General features: G+C 71.8%; 10 protein-coding genes. 8 read left to right on the top strand and 2 right to left on the bottom strand.

Going from position 1 to position 15,478, the window contains the following annotated elements:
• Window positions 1-235 precede the first annotated feature (235 nt).
• Complete coding sequence (locus tag DEJ48_RS39425; protein WP_150220844.1) at window positions 236-979, top strand: formylglycine-generating enzyme family protein; 744 nt, start codon at window positions 236-238, stop codon at window positions 977-979.
• Between the two features lie 27 nt (window positions 980-1,006).
• On the opposite strand, the gene DEJ48_RS39420 is transcribed toward DEJ48_RS39425, so the two are convergent.
• The gene (locus DEJ48_RS39420; RefSeq protein ID WP_150220843.1) at window positions 1,007-1,522 is read right to left on the bottom strand and encodes a hypothetical protein; all 516 of its coding nucleotides are present in this window, start codon (window positions 1,520-1,522) and stop codon (window positions 1,007-1,009) included.
• Between the two features lie 242 nt (window positions 1,523-1,764).
• Window positions 1,765-5,022, bottom strand: a complete 3,258-nt coding sequence (locus DEJ48_RS39415; protein WP_223832400.1) for an AfsR/SARP family transcriptional regulator — start codon at window positions 5,020-5,022, stop codon at window positions 1,765-1,767.
• 336 nt (window positions 5,023-5,358) lie between these two features.
• Between DEJ48_RS39415 and DEJ48_RS39405 the strand changes: the two genes are divergently transcribed.
• The 7 genes from DEJ48_RS39405 to DEJ48_RS39370 all read left to right on the top strand — a co-directional run bounded on the left by DEJ48_RS39405 (window position 5,359) and on the right by DEJ48_RS39370 (window position 15,449).
• Window positions 5,359-6,282, top strand: a complete 924-nt coding sequence (locus DEJ48_RS39405) for a hypothetical protein (RefSeq protein WP_223832399.1) — start codon at window positions 5,359-5,361, stop codon at window positions 6,280-6,282.
• A 49-nt stretch (window positions 6,283-6,331) separates the two neighbouring features.
• The gene (locus tag DEJ48_RS39400) at window positions 6,332-8,683 is read left to right on the top strand and encodes a protein kinase domain-containing protein (protein ID WP_150220840.1); all 2,352 of its coding nucleotides are present in this window, start codon (window positions 6,332-6,334) and stop codon (window positions 8,681-8,683) included.
• A gap of 104 nt (window positions 8,684-8,787) precedes the next feature.
• Complete coding sequence (locus tag DEJ48_RS39395; protein ID WP_223832398.1) at window positions 8,788-11,028, top strand: protein kinase domain-containing protein; 2,241 nt, start codon at window positions 8,788-8,790, stop codon at window positions 11,026-11,028.
• Between the two features lie 90 nt (window positions 11,029-11,118).
• On the top strand, window positions 11,119-11,814 hold the full coding sequence (gene thpR, locus DEJ48_RS39390; protein WP_150220838.1) for an RNA 2',3'-cyclic phosphodiesterase: 696 nt from the start codon (window positions 11,119-11,121) through the stop codon (window positions 11,812-11,814).
• Window positions 11,815-12,797: 983 nt separating this feature from the next.
• Window positions 12,798-13,508 carry a tRNA-dependent cyclodipeptide synthase gene (locus DEJ48_RS39380; RefSeq protein WP_150220837.1) on the top strand — a complete coding sequence of 237 codons (711 nt, stop codon included), beginning with the start codon at window positions 12,798-12,800 and terminating at the stop codon, window positions 13,506-13,508.
• Between the two features lie 31 nt (window positions 13,509-13,539).
• The gene (locus DEJ48_RS39375; protein ID WP_150220836.1) at window positions 13,540-14,811 is read left to right on the top strand and encodes a cytochrome P450; all 1,272 of its coding nucleotides are present in this window, start codon (window positions 13,540-13,542) and stop codon (window positions 14,809-14,811) included.
• Window positions 14,805-15,449: a class I SAM-dependent methyltransferase gene (locus DEJ48_RS39370; RefSeq protein WP_150220835.1), complete on the top strand. Its 645-nt coding sequence runs from the start codon at window positions 14,805-14,807 to the stop codon at window positions 15,447-15,449. Before DEJ48_RS39375 ends, DEJ48_RS39370 begins: the two co-directional genes overlap by 7 nt.
• Window positions 15,450-15,478 lie beyond the last annotated feature (29 nt).

Genomic DNA, 15,478 nt, shown 5'->3' with positions numbered 1-15,478 from the left:
AGTGGCCTGCCCGAATCCTGGCCTCACGGGTGCCGCGGACGTGCCCGCACATATGGTCTGTTTTCTGGCGCGTGCGGCGCGCGGGTCGATCTCGTCGGCAGCGAGCGTGCCCGTCAGCTCCTGGACCTGGGTCCAAGGTCGCCGTGCGGATGAGTCCAGCGACCGATGCCCGCCCCGGTCACGGAGGTGATCATGAAGGCTGTCCGCTCAAGTCGGGGAAGTCGAGGAGGGGTTCATGCGGGTCGAGCAGGTGGACTGGGTCGAGGTCCCGGCCGGAGTGCTGCGTCGGGGCACGCCGGCCGAAGAGGTGGCGGCCGTGGCCCGGCGCTATGCGGACACCGGCGTGCCGACGGCGTGGTACATGAAGGAAAGTCCACAAACCCAGATCCACATCCCCGCCTTCCGGATCGCCCGCACCCCGGTCACCGTGCGCCAGTGGAGTCACTTCGCGGCGGTCGTCGGCCGGCCGGTCCCCCGGGCACCGGCGGAGCACCCGGTCATCGGTGTCACCTGGGATGCGGCGACGGCCTATTGCGAGTGGCTCGGGGTACAGCTCGGCGGCCTCGAGGTCCGGCTGCCCACGGAGGACGAGTGGGAGCGGGCCGCGCGGGGCGACGACGGCCGGGAGTTCCCCTGGGGCGACGAGTACCGCTCCGGCCTGGCCAACTTGGTGGACCTCGGCCTCGGCACCACGACGCCGGTCGGCTCGTTCCCCCGGGGCGCCGGCCCTTTCGGCGTACTGGACATGGCCGGCAACGCCGACGAGTGGACCTCCACGGTCTACGCCCCCTACCCCGGCGCGCCCGCCGAGGTGCCCCGCACCGAGGACTGGGCCTTCGACCGGCACGTCACCCGCGGCGGTTCGTTCCGTCATGACCGGGACCTGGCTCGATGCGCCCGCCGACACGGCGCCTACGAGCAGGATCTCGAAGCGATCGGTGTGGGGTTCCGCCTGGCGACGTCGGCCGTGCGGCAGTGAAAGTCTCCGTTTCACCACACCGCCGCGTCACAACACCTCGGCGAAGAGGGTGGTGAGGCCCCCGGTGACGAGGCCGACCACAATGATCAGCGGGCTCCCCTTGAGCGCGGCGCCGAGATGGAAGCCCATGTCCCCGTACTCGGGCATGCCTTCGGTGCCGGGCAGGATCAGCAGGCGGGGGCGCAGGCCGACGAGGATGATCCAGTCGAGGACGATCAGGTCGTAGACGCTCAATGTGGCGAAAACGAGTGCCGCGCAGACGGCAGCCGGCAGAAAGGCCAGGCCGCCGCTGAGCGCACCGCTCAGCCCCACCATCGCCGACGTCATCAGAGGGATGCCGCACACCCCCCACACGAACACAGCCACGAGCACGGCGACCCGCTTCCCTCGTGCGCTCTTCGGTCTGCCGTACCGCTCCTGGACCGCCGGTGGGTAGTCGTTCAGGAGGAAGTCCCGACTGACCGCGGCCCCCGCGAACACCGCCACAGTGAAGAGGACGCTCAGCACCAGCCCGTACACGACGCCGTACTGAATGACCGTCAACCACTGCATATCGATCCTCAACAGACGCTCTTAATACGGGTGTGCCGTCCGTTCGGAACGTATCGCGCCCTGCCCGACAATCTCCACGAAGGACGCCTCGGCGCGTCTTTTCAGGACGAATCGGGAACCGGGCGGGGAGCAGCTCCCTCAGTCGATGACACGTGCTTCAGGAAGGGGCCACGGCGTAGCTGAGGTCCTGGGCTGTCAGCGAGGTGGGCGTCAAGCGCAGCCAAACAGTTGGCCTACCCCGAGGCGGTCAAGGAGCGGGCGATGTGGAACTGTCGCTCTGCCTCGGCCGGGTGGCCGGCCGCCTCGTAGGTGCGGCCGAGTCGGCGGCGGACCTCCATTTCCAGGGGTCTGCTGGTGTGCTCGGTGAGCGTGGACAGGGCCTCCCGCTGGAGGGTGATGGCCAACGGCAGGTCTCCGAGGCCGTGTTCCGCCGCCCCGAGCAGCGACAGGCTCGTCGCGCGCAACTGCAGGTCACCGACCTCCTGGGCCAGCTCCGCCGCCCGCCGCGCCAGGCCTTTGACCTCGGCGTGTCGGCCGAGCGCCAGGTGCGACTCGGCGGTGAAGCACAGGGTCTTGCTGATCATTCTGGGGCGGCCGATCTTCTCGGCGTACCCGAGAGAGGTGGCGTAGAACGTGAGTGCCTTCTCGTGCCGGCCCTGCTGGTCGTGGAGGGCGCCCAGCTGGCAGCTCGACATCCCGGCCAGCCAGTCGTCGTCGAGCCGCGCCGCCATCCCCATCACCTCGCTCAGGTGCGCGGCCGCTTCCGGGAGCCGGCCCAGAGCACGCTCCGCGGCCCCCATGACGGCGACCGCCCTGGCCTGCTCGCGCAGGTCTCCCCGGCGGCGGGCGAGGTGCAGCGCGTCGGCGCACCAGGCGTGCGCCTGCTCGAAGCGACCCTGGTAGATGTCCGCGATGGCCAGGCAGTTGCGCAGGGAGGAGGGCATCCGCCGGTCGTCGGCCAGGTCGGCGCCGGGCAGCGCGAGCTCCAGGGCGGACCGGCACTCGTGGAAGCGGCCCTGGCGGACCAGCGGGTCGACCAGGGACTCGGCGATCCAGCAGGCGTGGTCACACTGTCCGGTGGCCGCCGCGAAAGCGACCACGTCGAGCAGTTGACCACCCGCCGCCTCCAGCCACGCGTCGGCTTCCCGCCAGTCCGAGAAGGGCGCGTCGGAGACGTCGGGTCCTGTCGGGTAGCCCTCAGGGCCCCAGTCGCTGGCGATGCGTCCGGCGGCCGTGTAGAGGTGCAGCACGGCGGCGCGGTCCGCTGCCGCCTCCTCTGGCTCGGCGGCGGCCAGGCGGCGCGTGTGGTCGCGTACGAGATCGTGCAGGCGGTAGCGGCCGGTCCGCGGCTGCTGCAGCAGACTCGCGTCGACCAGCCCCTCCAAGAGGTCTTCGGTGTCCTGGAGCGGGCGGCCCAGCATGACGGCGGGGGTGAGCCCGTCGAACTCGGCGGTCGGCGCCTGCCCCAACGCCCGGAAGCTGCGGCGCAGTTCGGGCGCGAGCAGGTCGTAGGACATGCGGAACGCGGCTTCCACGCTACGGTCCTCCGCCCGGAGCTCGACCAGCCTGCGTTCGTCGCCCGACATGCGGCCGACCAGGTGGGCCACCGTCCAGGACGGACGGTTCTGCAGACGGGCCCCGGCGATCCGCAGCGCCAGCGGAAGGCCGCCGCAGCGGCGGGCGAGTTCTTGCGCGGCCTCGGGTTCCTGCCCGGCACGCGTCTCGCCGAGGAGGCGCGTGAGCAGGGTGACCGCCTCATCCGTGTCCAGCGGTTCCACGGTGAGCCGCCGGTCGACGTCCAGGCCCGGCAGGCGCTGGCGGCCCGCCACGAGGACTCGGCTGCCCGGGCCCGCGGGCAACAGGGGACGCACCTGTTCCGCGCTGCGCGCGTCGTCCACGACGAGCAGCAGCCGCAGGGAGCTGGTGGCCGCGCGCCATGCGGTCGTCAACTCGGGCAGTTCGTCCGGCAGTTCGTCGTCGACGCCGTTGACGGCACGGAGCAGCTGGTGCAGGGCCCGCTGCGGACGCAGGCTCTCGTGCGGGGCACCGTGGGTGTGCAGGTCGACGAACAGGCAGCCGTCCGGGTACTGGTCCTGCAGTGTCCAGGCCGCGCGAACCAGCAGCGCGGTCTTGCCGACGCCCGCTGTACCGTCCACGGCGGCCACGGACACTGAACCGGCGGGCACCGGCGCGGTGAGCAGCGCCAGTTCCGCCTCCCGGCCGACGATCCAGGCCGTGTCGCCGGGGAGTTCGTTGCGGCGGGGACGCGCGGGGGGCGAGGCGGATGAGGGCGGGAGGGGTGAGGTCGGGGCCGGGGTCGGGTGGTGCTCGGACGTCGGCTGTTGAGCGGGTACGGGGAGGTGGGCGGATGTGGAGGGGTTTGCGGGCGCGGGCGGGTGCGGGGGTTCGGAGGGGGGTGCGGGTGCGGACGGGTGAGCCGTTGCGGACGGATCCGTGGGTACGGAGGGGTGCGTCGGCACAGACGGTTGCGCCGACTCGGACGGGTCCGCGGGTACGGACGGGTGAGCGGGTACGGACGGGTGAGCGGGTGCCGACTTGAGTGCGGGTGCCGCCGCACCGAGCAGCATCCGGTCGTCCCGGCGCAGCACGCCTTGGTGCACCCTGCGCAGCTCATCGCCGGGTTCCACACCCAGCTCAGCACGGAGCCGGCCGCCGGTCTCTTCGTAAGCGGCGAGCGCCTCGGCCTGCCGACCGCTGCCGTAGAGCGCGCGCATGCGCAGGGCGGCGAGCGGCTCGTCGTGCGGTTGCGCCATGGGCGCGGCGAGCAGCTCGTCCAACGCCTCCGTGTACCGGCCCAGGAGCACCAGGCACTCCGCCCGCTCCTGGTGGAGCGTGCGCCACTGCTGAACGAGGCGTTGCCGCTCGGCGTCGGCGAGCGGGCCGGGCAGGCCGGGCAGCGGCTCCCCGCGGAACAGGTCCAGCGCTCGCGTACAGCTGTCGAGGGCGACGGAGAGGTCACCCGCCGTTTTCGCAGCGCGTACCGCGGCACTCAGTCCGGTCACCTCCCGTAGGTCCAGGCGGGCTTCGCCGAGTGCGAACCGGTAGCCGCCGCGCTCGCCTCGAATCACGGACACAGTGGGGCCGGCGCCTGGCGTATCCAGCGCCTTGCGCAGGGGGTAGACGTAGCTGGGAAGGACCCGGCGGCCCGTACCCGGTGGCTCAAGTCCCCATACGTCGTCGAGCAGTTGTTGGTGGGTGACGAGTGTCCCGGCGCGCAGGATGAGTGCCGTGAGTACGGCCTGCCGCCGTACGGGCCCGAGGTCGAGCGGCATCCCGTCCCGGTGTGCGGTGACCGGACCGAGCAGGGCGAGATGGAGGCGGCCCGCGCCACCCCCGCGGCCTACCGCGCCCGCCGTCCCCGCCCCAGCCGGACCCGCCAGCCCCGCCTCATCCGCCACGCCGGACACGCCGGACACGCCGGTCACGCCGGTCACGCCGGTCACGCCGGTCACGCCGGTCACGCCGGTCACGCCCGCAGCATCCACCGGCCGCACCCCGCCCGCCACGTCCACCCGACCCACGTCCCGGGCCCCGGGCCCATCCGCACCCGCGCCCACTCCGAACTCCCCCATCGAACTCCCCCGTATTCAGCGCGCGTTGCCGCGCTTTCCCGCAGCTCCCCGCGGTCCTTCGTCGTCCCCACGGCAGCAGCATCCGCTGCTTCACCACAATTTCATCGGCATTGCAGTGTCTCGCGAGAGGGTTCGGCGCGTCGTGTCCGGTCCCGGTCGATCCCCGTTCCGGCCTGCCCAGGGACGGGTTCCTGTCGGTCCCGAGGGTGTGAACCGTAGGAAGTGAGCTGTCCCGTGAGTGAGAACCCGCAGGTGGATCCCCGGCAGGGCTTCGGCGAGGCGTACCAGGGCCCCGGCCAAGCACCTCCCCCGATGCCCGGCCAAGCGCCTCCCCCGATGCCCGGCCAGGCCCCACAGCCCGCCCCACCGCAGGCACAGGCGCAACCCCAGGCACCCGCCCCACCGCAGGCGCCGGCCGCGCCTTCGGCCTGGTCACAACCGGTGCCGCCCGGCGGTCCCGGCGGACACGGCGGCCCGGGCAGCCGCGGCCCCCGCCGCGACCGCTCCCGCCTCTGGCTGATCGGCGGCGCCGCGGCGCTCGTCGCGGCCGTCGTCGCCGGCGTGCTCGTCGCCACCTCGGGGGACGACGACGGCAAGAGCGACGCGTCGGGCAAGCCCCCCGGCGTACCGGGAAGCGCCGCCAAACCGGAAGCGCCGGAGGCGCCTTCGGAGGGCAAGACGTTCAGCAAGGTGCCCAAGGGCTGCCAGCTCATCAAGGCATCCACCATCGAGAAGATCGCACCGGGCGCCGAGTGCACGCCCGGCTTGATGGACGACAAGGACCTGGCCTCGATGATCACCAGAATGCCGCGGTGGGAGGCACCGAACCCCGGCAGCGACTATCAGAGTCTCGACGCGAACGTCACGGTCGGCCCGTCGGCCGCGAGCATGTACGACATGCACAAGAAGGTGGCCATGAAGGACATGGGACCCACGTACAAGGTGACCGAATCCCGTTCGCTCAGCGGGCTCGGCGAGAAGGCCTTCGTCGTCCACGCCGTCGACGACTCCCTGGTCTGGGTGAAACTGATCGTCCGCGAGGGCAACGCCCTGGTCCGCACGGAGTTCGTCTACAGCACGTCCTCCGACCGTACGGAGAAGCAGACCGAGGCCGACGCCATCACGGCCGCCCGTGACGTGCTCGGCTCGATGAGCTGACCGCCGCGACGACGACGTGCACCCTCAGCCCTACGGCGACAGCGACCCCATGGCCGCCCCCGACGCCACCCCCTCCGCACCCAGCCCCGCGCCCACCTCCGCACACTCCACACGCACCGCCGGGCACCCCTCGCACCCCTCACACCCCACCGTGCCGCACCCACCCGCCACACCGACCCGGCAGTTCACCGCCGTCCCGCAACCCCCTGGCCCGGCCGCTCACCAGCAGGGGCGGGGCGGCCCCGCCCGCATCGGCCCCTACGAGGTCTTCCAGCTCCTCGGCGAGGGCGGCATGGGCCGGGTGTTCCTGGCCCGGTCGCCGGGGTCACGGCTGGTCGCCCTGAAGGTGATCCGGCCCGAGTACGCCGAGACACCGAACTTCCGCGGCCGGTTCCGGCGCGAGGCCGAGTCCGCGCGCCGCGTGAGCGGCTTCTTCACCCCGCCGGTCCTCGACGCGGACGCGGACGCCCCCCAGCCCTGGCTTGCGACGGCCTACGTTCCCGCGCCGTCGCTGCACGACGTCGTGCGCACCTTCGGTGTCCTGCCCGAGGCGGGCCTACGGGCCCTGGGCGCAGGCCTCGCGGAGGCGTTGCCGGCCATCCACGACGCCGGCATCGTCCACCGCGACCTCAAGCCCGGCAACGTACTCATCACCGAGGACGGGCCCCGCGTCATCGACTTCGGCATCAGCCGGGCGGTGGACGCCACCCAGGTGACCCGGACCGGCGCCGTGATGGGGACGCCCGGATTCATGGCGCCCGAGCAGATCATGTCGAGCCGCGAGGCCGGGCCCGCCGCCGACATCTTCTCCCTGGGCTGCGTCCTGGTCTACGCGGCCACCGGGCAGGGCCCCTTCGGCACGGGAGGGACGGCCGAGATCCTGTACCGCGCCGTCCACCATCCGCCCCTGCTGGACGGCGTACCAGCGGCGTTGGGGCCGCTGGTCGGCGCCTGCCTGGACAAGGATCCCGGCCGCAGGCCGCCCGCCGCCGCCGTCCTGGCCGCCTTGGGGGACAGCGATCCCGCCGCGCTGCTCATCGAGGGCCTGCGGGAGGACCTGGCCCGACGGCAGGCGCATGCCGCCGTGCTGGTGTCCGCGCCGCCCGTGCCCATGGCGTCCCTCGCACCGCCCGACGACGCGTACACCGACGGCGGCTCCCGGAGGCCGAGCCGCCGCAGGTTCCTGTGGATTGCCGCCGCCGGCACCACGGTCGCGGCGGGCGGTGGGGCCGCGGCACTGGCCGGGTGGCGTGAGGAGCCCGGCAAGGCCCCCGCACGCGGGGGCAGTTCGGGCACCACCGGTCGGCCCGCGGCAAAAGTCCCGGCCGGGCCGCGGCCGCGTTGGTCGGCCCCGTTGACGAAGCTGGAGAGCGCTCGACTCCAGCTTCTGGGGGATGTGTTGGTGCACTGGGAGCAGCGTCGAGCGATCGCCTACGACACCGCCACCGGGAAGGAACGCTGGACGGGGTCCCTGCGGCTGCCCTCCGACGTCTCGGGGGACCCGAAGTGGCTGGGCGTGCGCGGATCGACGCTGTTCGCCTCGGCCTGGGGCGGCGAGCAGGGCTATCTGTTCGGCGTCGACTGCCGCGGCAAGCAGAAGTTCGCGCACACGGTCACCGAACAGGGCGCCGACGGCGGGTTCGCCGACTTCGCCGAGAGCGTCCTGTCCGTCACCGGTTCGGTCGCGATCGTCGGGACCGGTGGCAACCAGGGGTACGGGGTACTCGCGGTCGATCTCGGCTCGGGCGAGGTGCTGTGGTCGCGCAGGGTCAAGGGGAGCGACTTCCAGGCGTACGCCGAGGGGAGCCGCTGCTTCCTCCAGGACAACGGCACCCTTCGTTGCCTCTCCCTGCGTTCGGGCTCCGAACGGTGGAAGGTCCCGGGCGTCATCAAGCCCGGCGCCTATCCCCACCTGTCCTCCGACGGCGAGACCCTGCTCGTCACCAGCACCAAGGCGCAGGCCTTCCGCGCCGCCGACGGCAAGAAGCTGTGGACCGCCGTCAATGAGACGACCACGATCAGCGCGGCCAGGATCCGCGACGGGCGGGCCTACCTGTACGACGGCCCCGGCACCGTGTTCGCCCTGGACATGCGTGGCGGGAAGCAGGTGTGGCACACGGCGAGCCCGGTGCGCCTGACGACCACCGGCGGCGCGCAGGACCAGGGGCCGTCCGTCTCGTCGTCCGTGCTGGCCGTCGCCACCTGGGCCACCGGTGACGTCCCGGGCTTCGTCGTCCTGCGCGCCCGTGACGGCAAGCCGCTCTGGGCCCACCAGCCTTCCGGCGGCAAGGCCGGGGACGCATCCGGCGGAAAGACCGTATGGCTGCTCCAGTTCGACGGCAGCACTCTCTTCGCCGCCTCCGAGACCACCCTCCACGCCTTCCGGAGCGACACGACGTGACCATGCCGCCCACACCGCCCACGCCACCCGTGCCGCCCGTGCCGCCGTCCTCCGCACCGACGCCGTCGGGCCAGGCACCGGCAACACCGTCCGCGCAGGCACCGATGACGCCGTCCGCACAGGCACCTGTATCGCCGTCCGGCCCCGCACCGGCCACGCCGTCCCCGCAGACCGCCTTCCCCTCTCCGTCCCCGCAGATCCCCTCCTCCTCGCCACCCCCACCGCAGGCCACCTCCCCCGCCTCGTACATCGGCCCCTACCGGGTGATCCGGGAGCTCGGTGCGGGCGGCATGGGCCGTGTCCATCTCGCCGCGTCGCGGAGCGGCCGTGCGGTGGCCGTCAAGGTCGTGCGGCCCGAACTCGCCGTTGATCCCGACTTCCGTCGCCGCTTCAAGGCCGAGGTCGACGCCGCCCGCGCGGTGTCCGGAGCCTTCACCGCGCCGGTCGTCGACGCCGATCCCGAAGGGCCGCAGCCGTGGCTGGCCACCGCGTACATCCCCGGCCCCTCCCTCACCGACGCCTTGGCCGCCCACGGCCCCATGCCCGAGTCCACCGTCCGCGTACTCGGCGGGGGTCTGGCCGAGGCGCTGGCGGCCATCCACCGCGCCGGGCTCATCCACCGCGACCTCAAGCCGTCCAACATCCTGCTCACCCTCGACGGCCCCCGGGTCATCGACTTCGGCATCAGCCGGGCCGTCGACGGAACCGTGCTCACCGCCGAGGGCCAGATCGCGGGTTCGCCCGGCTTCATGTCGCCCGAACAGTCGAGAGGGCTCGAACTGACGCCCGCCAGCGACGTGTTCGCCCTCGGGGCCGTGCTCGCCTTCGCCGCGACCGGGGTGCCGCCCTTCGGCACCGGCGCGGTGCACGCCCTGCTCTACCGCGCCGCCTACGAAGAGCCGGAGCTGACCGGCGTCCCCCACGGCCTGCTCGGCATCGTCGCCGCGTGCCTCGACAAGGACCCGGCGCGCCGCCCCACCGTCGAGCAACTGCAGGCCTGGCTGCGCCCGGAGACCACCGCCGGATGGCTGGGCGCGGTCGAGCTCCGGGTGACCGAGGACCAGCGCACACTGGAGGACGCGCTGCGCGGCCCGCTGCTCGGCCGCCGAAGGTTGCTGACGGGCGGCGCCGCGTTCGCCGTGGCCGCGGCGGCAGGCGGCACGACGTGGTTCCTGCGCTCACGCGGCAAGGGCGGCGGGGACTCGGCCGCGGTCCCCGAACTCGCCTGGACCAAGGAGCTTCCGCAGGCCGGAATGTCTCTGCGCGCGCTGACCCGGTCCACCCTGCTGTGCACCGAGAAGGCCTCCGGCGCCTGCTTCGACCGGGGTACCGGCAAGCTCCTGTGGAAGGACCTCGACGGACAGAACACCGATGCGCTGCCCGACGACAAGCGCGTCTACACCGTGCGCACCGACGGCAAGGTGCACGCCTTCGACGGCCGGTCCGGCAAGAAGCTGTGGGAGGCGCCCCCGGCCGGGGACAGCGCACCCGAACTGGACTTCGCGGACGGCGATGTGGTCATGGTCAAGAGCCGCGGAACCGCCCGCGCACTGGAGGCGTCGAGCGGCGAGGTGCGATGGACCGCGCAGGACGTGAAGGACGTCAGCATGACCGTCGGCGCCACCCCCGCGGGCGCCCTGCTCGTCTGGGGCGGCCCGTCGAAGACCGATCCGGCCGCGATGCTCCGCGGCTACTTCGCCCTCGGCCGCAAGACGGGCGAGCGCATATGGGCGAAGGACCTCGTCACCCTGTACCCGCCGGAGAAGAGCAAGGTCCTCTACGGCATCGACGCCGACATGAAACTGCTCGCCCTCGACCCCGACGACGGCCGCACACGCTGGAGCAGGTCCACCGAACTCCCGCGCACCAACAGCGAGATCCTCGGTTTCGCGGGGTCCCTGAGCCTGTTGGAAGGCACCCTGTTCTGCTACCCGAGCACCGGTTTCAGCGGCTCACGGCGCGGCCTGCTCGTCGCCTTCGACCCGGCGTCGGGCAAGACGCTCTGGACGGTGCAGACGACCGCCCGCGGCAACCGTGGTTTCGCACGCTCCGGTGACACCGTCTGCTACCTGGACAAGAAGGTCCTGTACGGCGTCGACGCCGGGACCGGCGCGCGGCGCTGGACGGCAGGGGCAGGCCTGGGCGACCTCGCGTTCCTGGGCGTCCTGCGCGGGCTCTTCCTCGCCGCGGGTACGAAGGGGCTGTACGCCTTCCACGCCGGGACCGGCGAGCAGGTCTGGCACCACCGGGCCACCGGCGGGTCCGGGACCTGGTCGGCCGAGACCGTCGGCGACGACCTCTACGCCACCTGGTCCGGCAAGCTCTTCCGCTTCTCGGTGTCCTGAAGGGTGTACGCAGCAGGGGACCGCCACCCCGTCCAGCACGGGCACCGTCATGATTCGGCCCCGCGGATGGCATGAGGTAAGAAGGCTTCCGTGACCGAACCGCCCCAGCCCGCCACCCAGCACGCGTTCATCGCCCTCGCACCGCCCGACGACGCGAAGAACGAGCTGGCGCACACGCTGGGCCGGGCCTACACCGCCTACCCCGACCTGCGTTGGAACCGCATCGAGGACTGGCACATCACGCTGGCCTTCCTGGGCGAGCTGCCGGTCCAGACCGTGCAGCGGCTTCGGTCGCCCCTCGCCGACCTGGCGGCCGCCCGCCCCTCTCTGGAACTGTCGCTGCGCGGGGGCGGCCACTTCGACGAGCGGGTGCTGTGGAGCGGCATCGAGGGCGATCTCGAAGGACTGCACGAACTGGCCGAAGCGGTACGGGCGCGGGTCAGGGACTGCGGCGTCGTCTTCCCCGAACGTCTGCTGCGCCCCCACCTCACCCTGGCCCGCGCCCGTCGCTACGACGACGCGTCCGTGACGGCGGCGGCCGCCTGCCTCGACGGCTTCACCGGACGCCCTTGGCAGACCGACCGCCTCCACCTGGTCGGCAGCACGACAAGCGGGCATCCAGGCCCCCGGCGCTATCGGGACATCGACGCATGGACCCTGGTCACCGGTGCAGGGGAATCCGATACACGGGAGCCTGATACACGGGAGCCCGATGCAGGGCAGCCCGAGCCAGGGGAGCCCGATCCGAAACGGTCTGGTCTCCGTCCGGTACATCCTCGACCGTGACCGCGGCGAGGGGCAGGCCCAGTCCCTGCGACACCACCCGGGCGATCCCGTCCAGGTCCTGACCGGTCGGGACGGGCGGCTGTTCGGTGCCGTCGTAGCTCTCGATCGCCTTGACGAAGTAGCCGGGGTGCCAGGCGCCCACTGCCCCTCTGACCTCGACCGCGGTCACACCGCGGTCGCCGACGCGGTCCTTGAGCGCGGCCAGGATCCGGTCCGAACGCAGTTCACCCGGTACTTGGAACAGGCTGGCGTGCGCCCCGACGAGGCCGCCGCCCTCCAGGCGCACGGTCACCGTGAGGCAGCTCGTGACGCTGGGATACGTGATCTCACCGCCCCGCGCCACCTCCTTGACCTGGCCTTCCGTGATCATCGCCCGGTCGGGGACCGCCGACGGGCTCGCCACGCGCGGTCCCGACCCGGCCGGTGCCCGGGTCCCGCTCGGAGGTTGCTCCTGGGTCTGGGCCCGGGCCGCGGTTCCGAGGCCCAGTTGCAGGGCCAGCAGCGCCGTCGGCAGGACCACGGCACACACCGCGGTGCCCCTCCGCGTCCGCCGGCCTGTCGCCGTGGCGGCGCGGGCCGCGGCGGGGTCGAGGGGCTGGTGCGGTGTCACGGGTTCTCCAGAGGTGTGGTTACGTCGGCCGGCGGTCGTCGAATGCGGCCGCCGAATATTCGATCACTGTACTCAGCGGACCCGACGAGGCCCTCACCGGCAGGGTCGGACCGGCCTGAGGAGATTCGTTTTTCCAAAGGCACGCCTCTCTGGAATCTTTCCCATTCTCCAAGAATCCCACCCGGCACCTCTGCGAGAGCTTTCCGCGCGGGGCGCACGCCCGGAACACATCTCAAGAAAAAAGGGCGTGCAATTCCGGTAGTAATTACGCTACAACGGCCCTTTCGGGGGGTTTACGGAACTCCGATCGCCTTTCTGTGAGAGCTTTACATGGTGCGCGCTTCTTCACGTACCGGCAGGCGAGGAGTCAAGTATGGCTTGCAGCGAACCCCGTACCGTAGTTGACGACCGCGTGAAATTCTCTACTCTCGGACCGAACAGCGAGGGTGCCATTCACGACGGAAATCACGCGCTTTTCGGCGTCAGCGCAGGAAACAGCTATTTCAGCCGTCGCCATCTGACCGATGTATTGACGTGGGCGACGGCGCGCTTCGCGGCGGTCGACATCGTGTACGCGGACGTCGCACTGGAAGCCATGCTCGAAGCCTTCGGTTATGAGCGATCCGCCGCACGCAAAAGTGTGGCCAAGCAGCTGAGCGGCACGCGGCGCCGCATCAGGGGCGCGTGCGACGACATCGGCGCGGCGGCGGAGAAGGTACGGGCCCGACCCCTGTCCGGCTTCCTCGCTGACCCCGGCTACCAGGAGGTTCGGGCACGGACACAGACGGCGCTGCGAACCGACGTGGGGCTGCGGGCGGCACAGGACGCCACGGCGTACCAGTTCCTCAGCACCCGGTTGGGACCGGCAGAAATGCCCGCCCCCGCCCAGGTCGGGGCGGCATTGGCCTACGTGGAAGCCGAGTTGCCGTTCGTGATCGACACACCGCGCATTCTCGGCGTCGCCTCATCCGTCCACTGTTACCACTCCATCCTCCCCCTGGGGCGCCTGCTGTTCGGCGACCGTCCGAGGGGACTCAAACCGGCCGACAACCAGGGCTACGCCATCGTCGAATGCCGCGACTGATCGTCCGGACCGCGGAAGAAAGCAGAGCCTCATGACCGCCCCCTCCACTTCCGGCCCCGACGCGGCCTCCACTCCTGCCTCCAACTCCACCTCCACCTCCACCCCGCCCGCGTACGCCGATGTCGTGTGGCCCCTGTCCCGGCGCGGGGACATCGTGCCCCCCGAATGCGCCCGGCTGCGCCAGAAGAGCCCCGTCGCCCGCATCCGCACCCTCACCGGCGATGACGCGTGGCTGGTCACCAGTCACGCGCTGGCCCAGCAGGTACTGGAGGACGAACGCTTCAGCCTGCACGACACGGCGGCTCCCGACGTCCCACGACAGTACGCGCTGACGATCCCCCCGGAGATCGTCAGCACCATGGGCAACGTCAACAGCGCGGGGCTCCACCAGGAGGTGATGCGGGCCTTCGGGCCCCGCTCCGGGCCCGCGTCGGCGCGGTGGCTGTCCGCGCGGGCCCACGAACTGGTCGACGCCATGGTCGACGAGGGCCCACCGCTCGACCTGCGGTCGCGGTTCGCCGAACCGTACTCCGCCGCTCTGCTGTGCAAAGTGCTCGGCGTGCCCTACGCCGACGGGTTGCGGATCATGGCGGGCCTGGACCTCGGCTTCGTCACCAGCCCTGTCGCCTACGACGAGTGCACCGCCAACTGGGACAAGGACTTCGCCTTCGTTCTCCGTCTCGTACGGGCCGACCGAGACAGTCAGCGCGGTCTCATCCGGCGGCTGTGCGAGCTGCGCGACGACCCGGAGCGGGACGGCGGCGACCTCACCGACGAGATGCTCGCCGCCACGGTCACCTCCCTCTTCGGGGCCGGCGCCATGAGCACGTACGTGTTCCTGCTGCACGCCGTGCTGATGCTCGTCCGGCACCCGGAGGTGATGGACCGCCTGCGCAAGGAGCCCGAGGCGATGCCGCGCGCGGTGGAGGAGCTGATGCGCAGCACCCTGTCGATCGGCGACGGTCTGCCCCGGATCGCGCGGGCGGACGTACAGGTCGGCGAGGTCCTGGTACGCGCGGGCGAACTGGTCCTGGTGTGCGTCGAGGGCGCGAACCACGACCCCGCACAGTTCCCCGACCCCGAACGGTTCGACCTCGACCGCTCACCCAACAACCACCTGTCGTTCGGCGCGGGTTCGCACTTCTGCCCCGCCTCGACGATCTCCCGCGTCCACGCGGCGGAGGCTCTCGCCGTCCTCGTCGAACGCCTCCCGCGGCTGCGTCTCGCACTTCCCGCCGACCAACTGGTGTGGCGTACGGGCAACATCAAGCGAGTCCCGGAAAGGCTGCCGGTCCTATGGTGATGACACCGGAAGGCGCCTACATCGGCCGGAGTTTCGACAGCCTCGGCCTGAAGTACGAGCAGGCTTTCGCCGACCAGAGACAGAACCAGATCGACGCCGTCGACGAACTGTCGAACCGTCTGGCGCGCGGCTCCCGCGTCCTGGACGTGGGATGCGCCTCCGGCCGCCCCACCAGCGAGCAACTGTGCGCCAACGGCATGGACGTCACCGGCATCGACGTGTCCCGAGTCATGCTGGCCCACGCCCGGCGCCAGGTGCCCGCCGGACGTTTCGTCCTGGCCGACCTCTTCGGCGACACCACCGGCCTCGGTGTGTACGACGCCGCGGTGTGCCTGTACTGCCTCGTCAACCTCTCCGAAGCCCGCTTCGTGGACGGCCTGCGGCGGCTCGCGGGCCGCGTCCGGCCGGGCGGCATCCTGCTCGTCGCGGTGCCGGAATTCGAGGGCACGGAGGAGGAGGTGCGGTTCGTCGACTGGACCTACCAGCCCCAACGCTGCCTCAGCGAGGACGTCCGCCGGTACGCGGAGCTGGCCGGCCTGGACATCGAACGCGTCGACGTCCACGCGGAACCCCCCTCGCCCGGCCGCCCGAACCCCGGCAACAGCCTGTACCTCTGGGCAAGCACACGCACGACCTGACCGCCGGCCTGGGCGCCCGCGGCACCGAC

Source organism: Streptomyces venezuelae, from assembly GCF_008642315.1.
GTDB lineage: Bacteria > Actinomycetota > Actinomycetes > Streptomycetales > Streptomycetaceae > Streptomyces > Streptomyces venezuelae_D.
The sequence above is the reverse complement of the archived record's forward strand: the minus strand, read 5'-3'. Positions and strand labels throughout refer to the sequence as shown.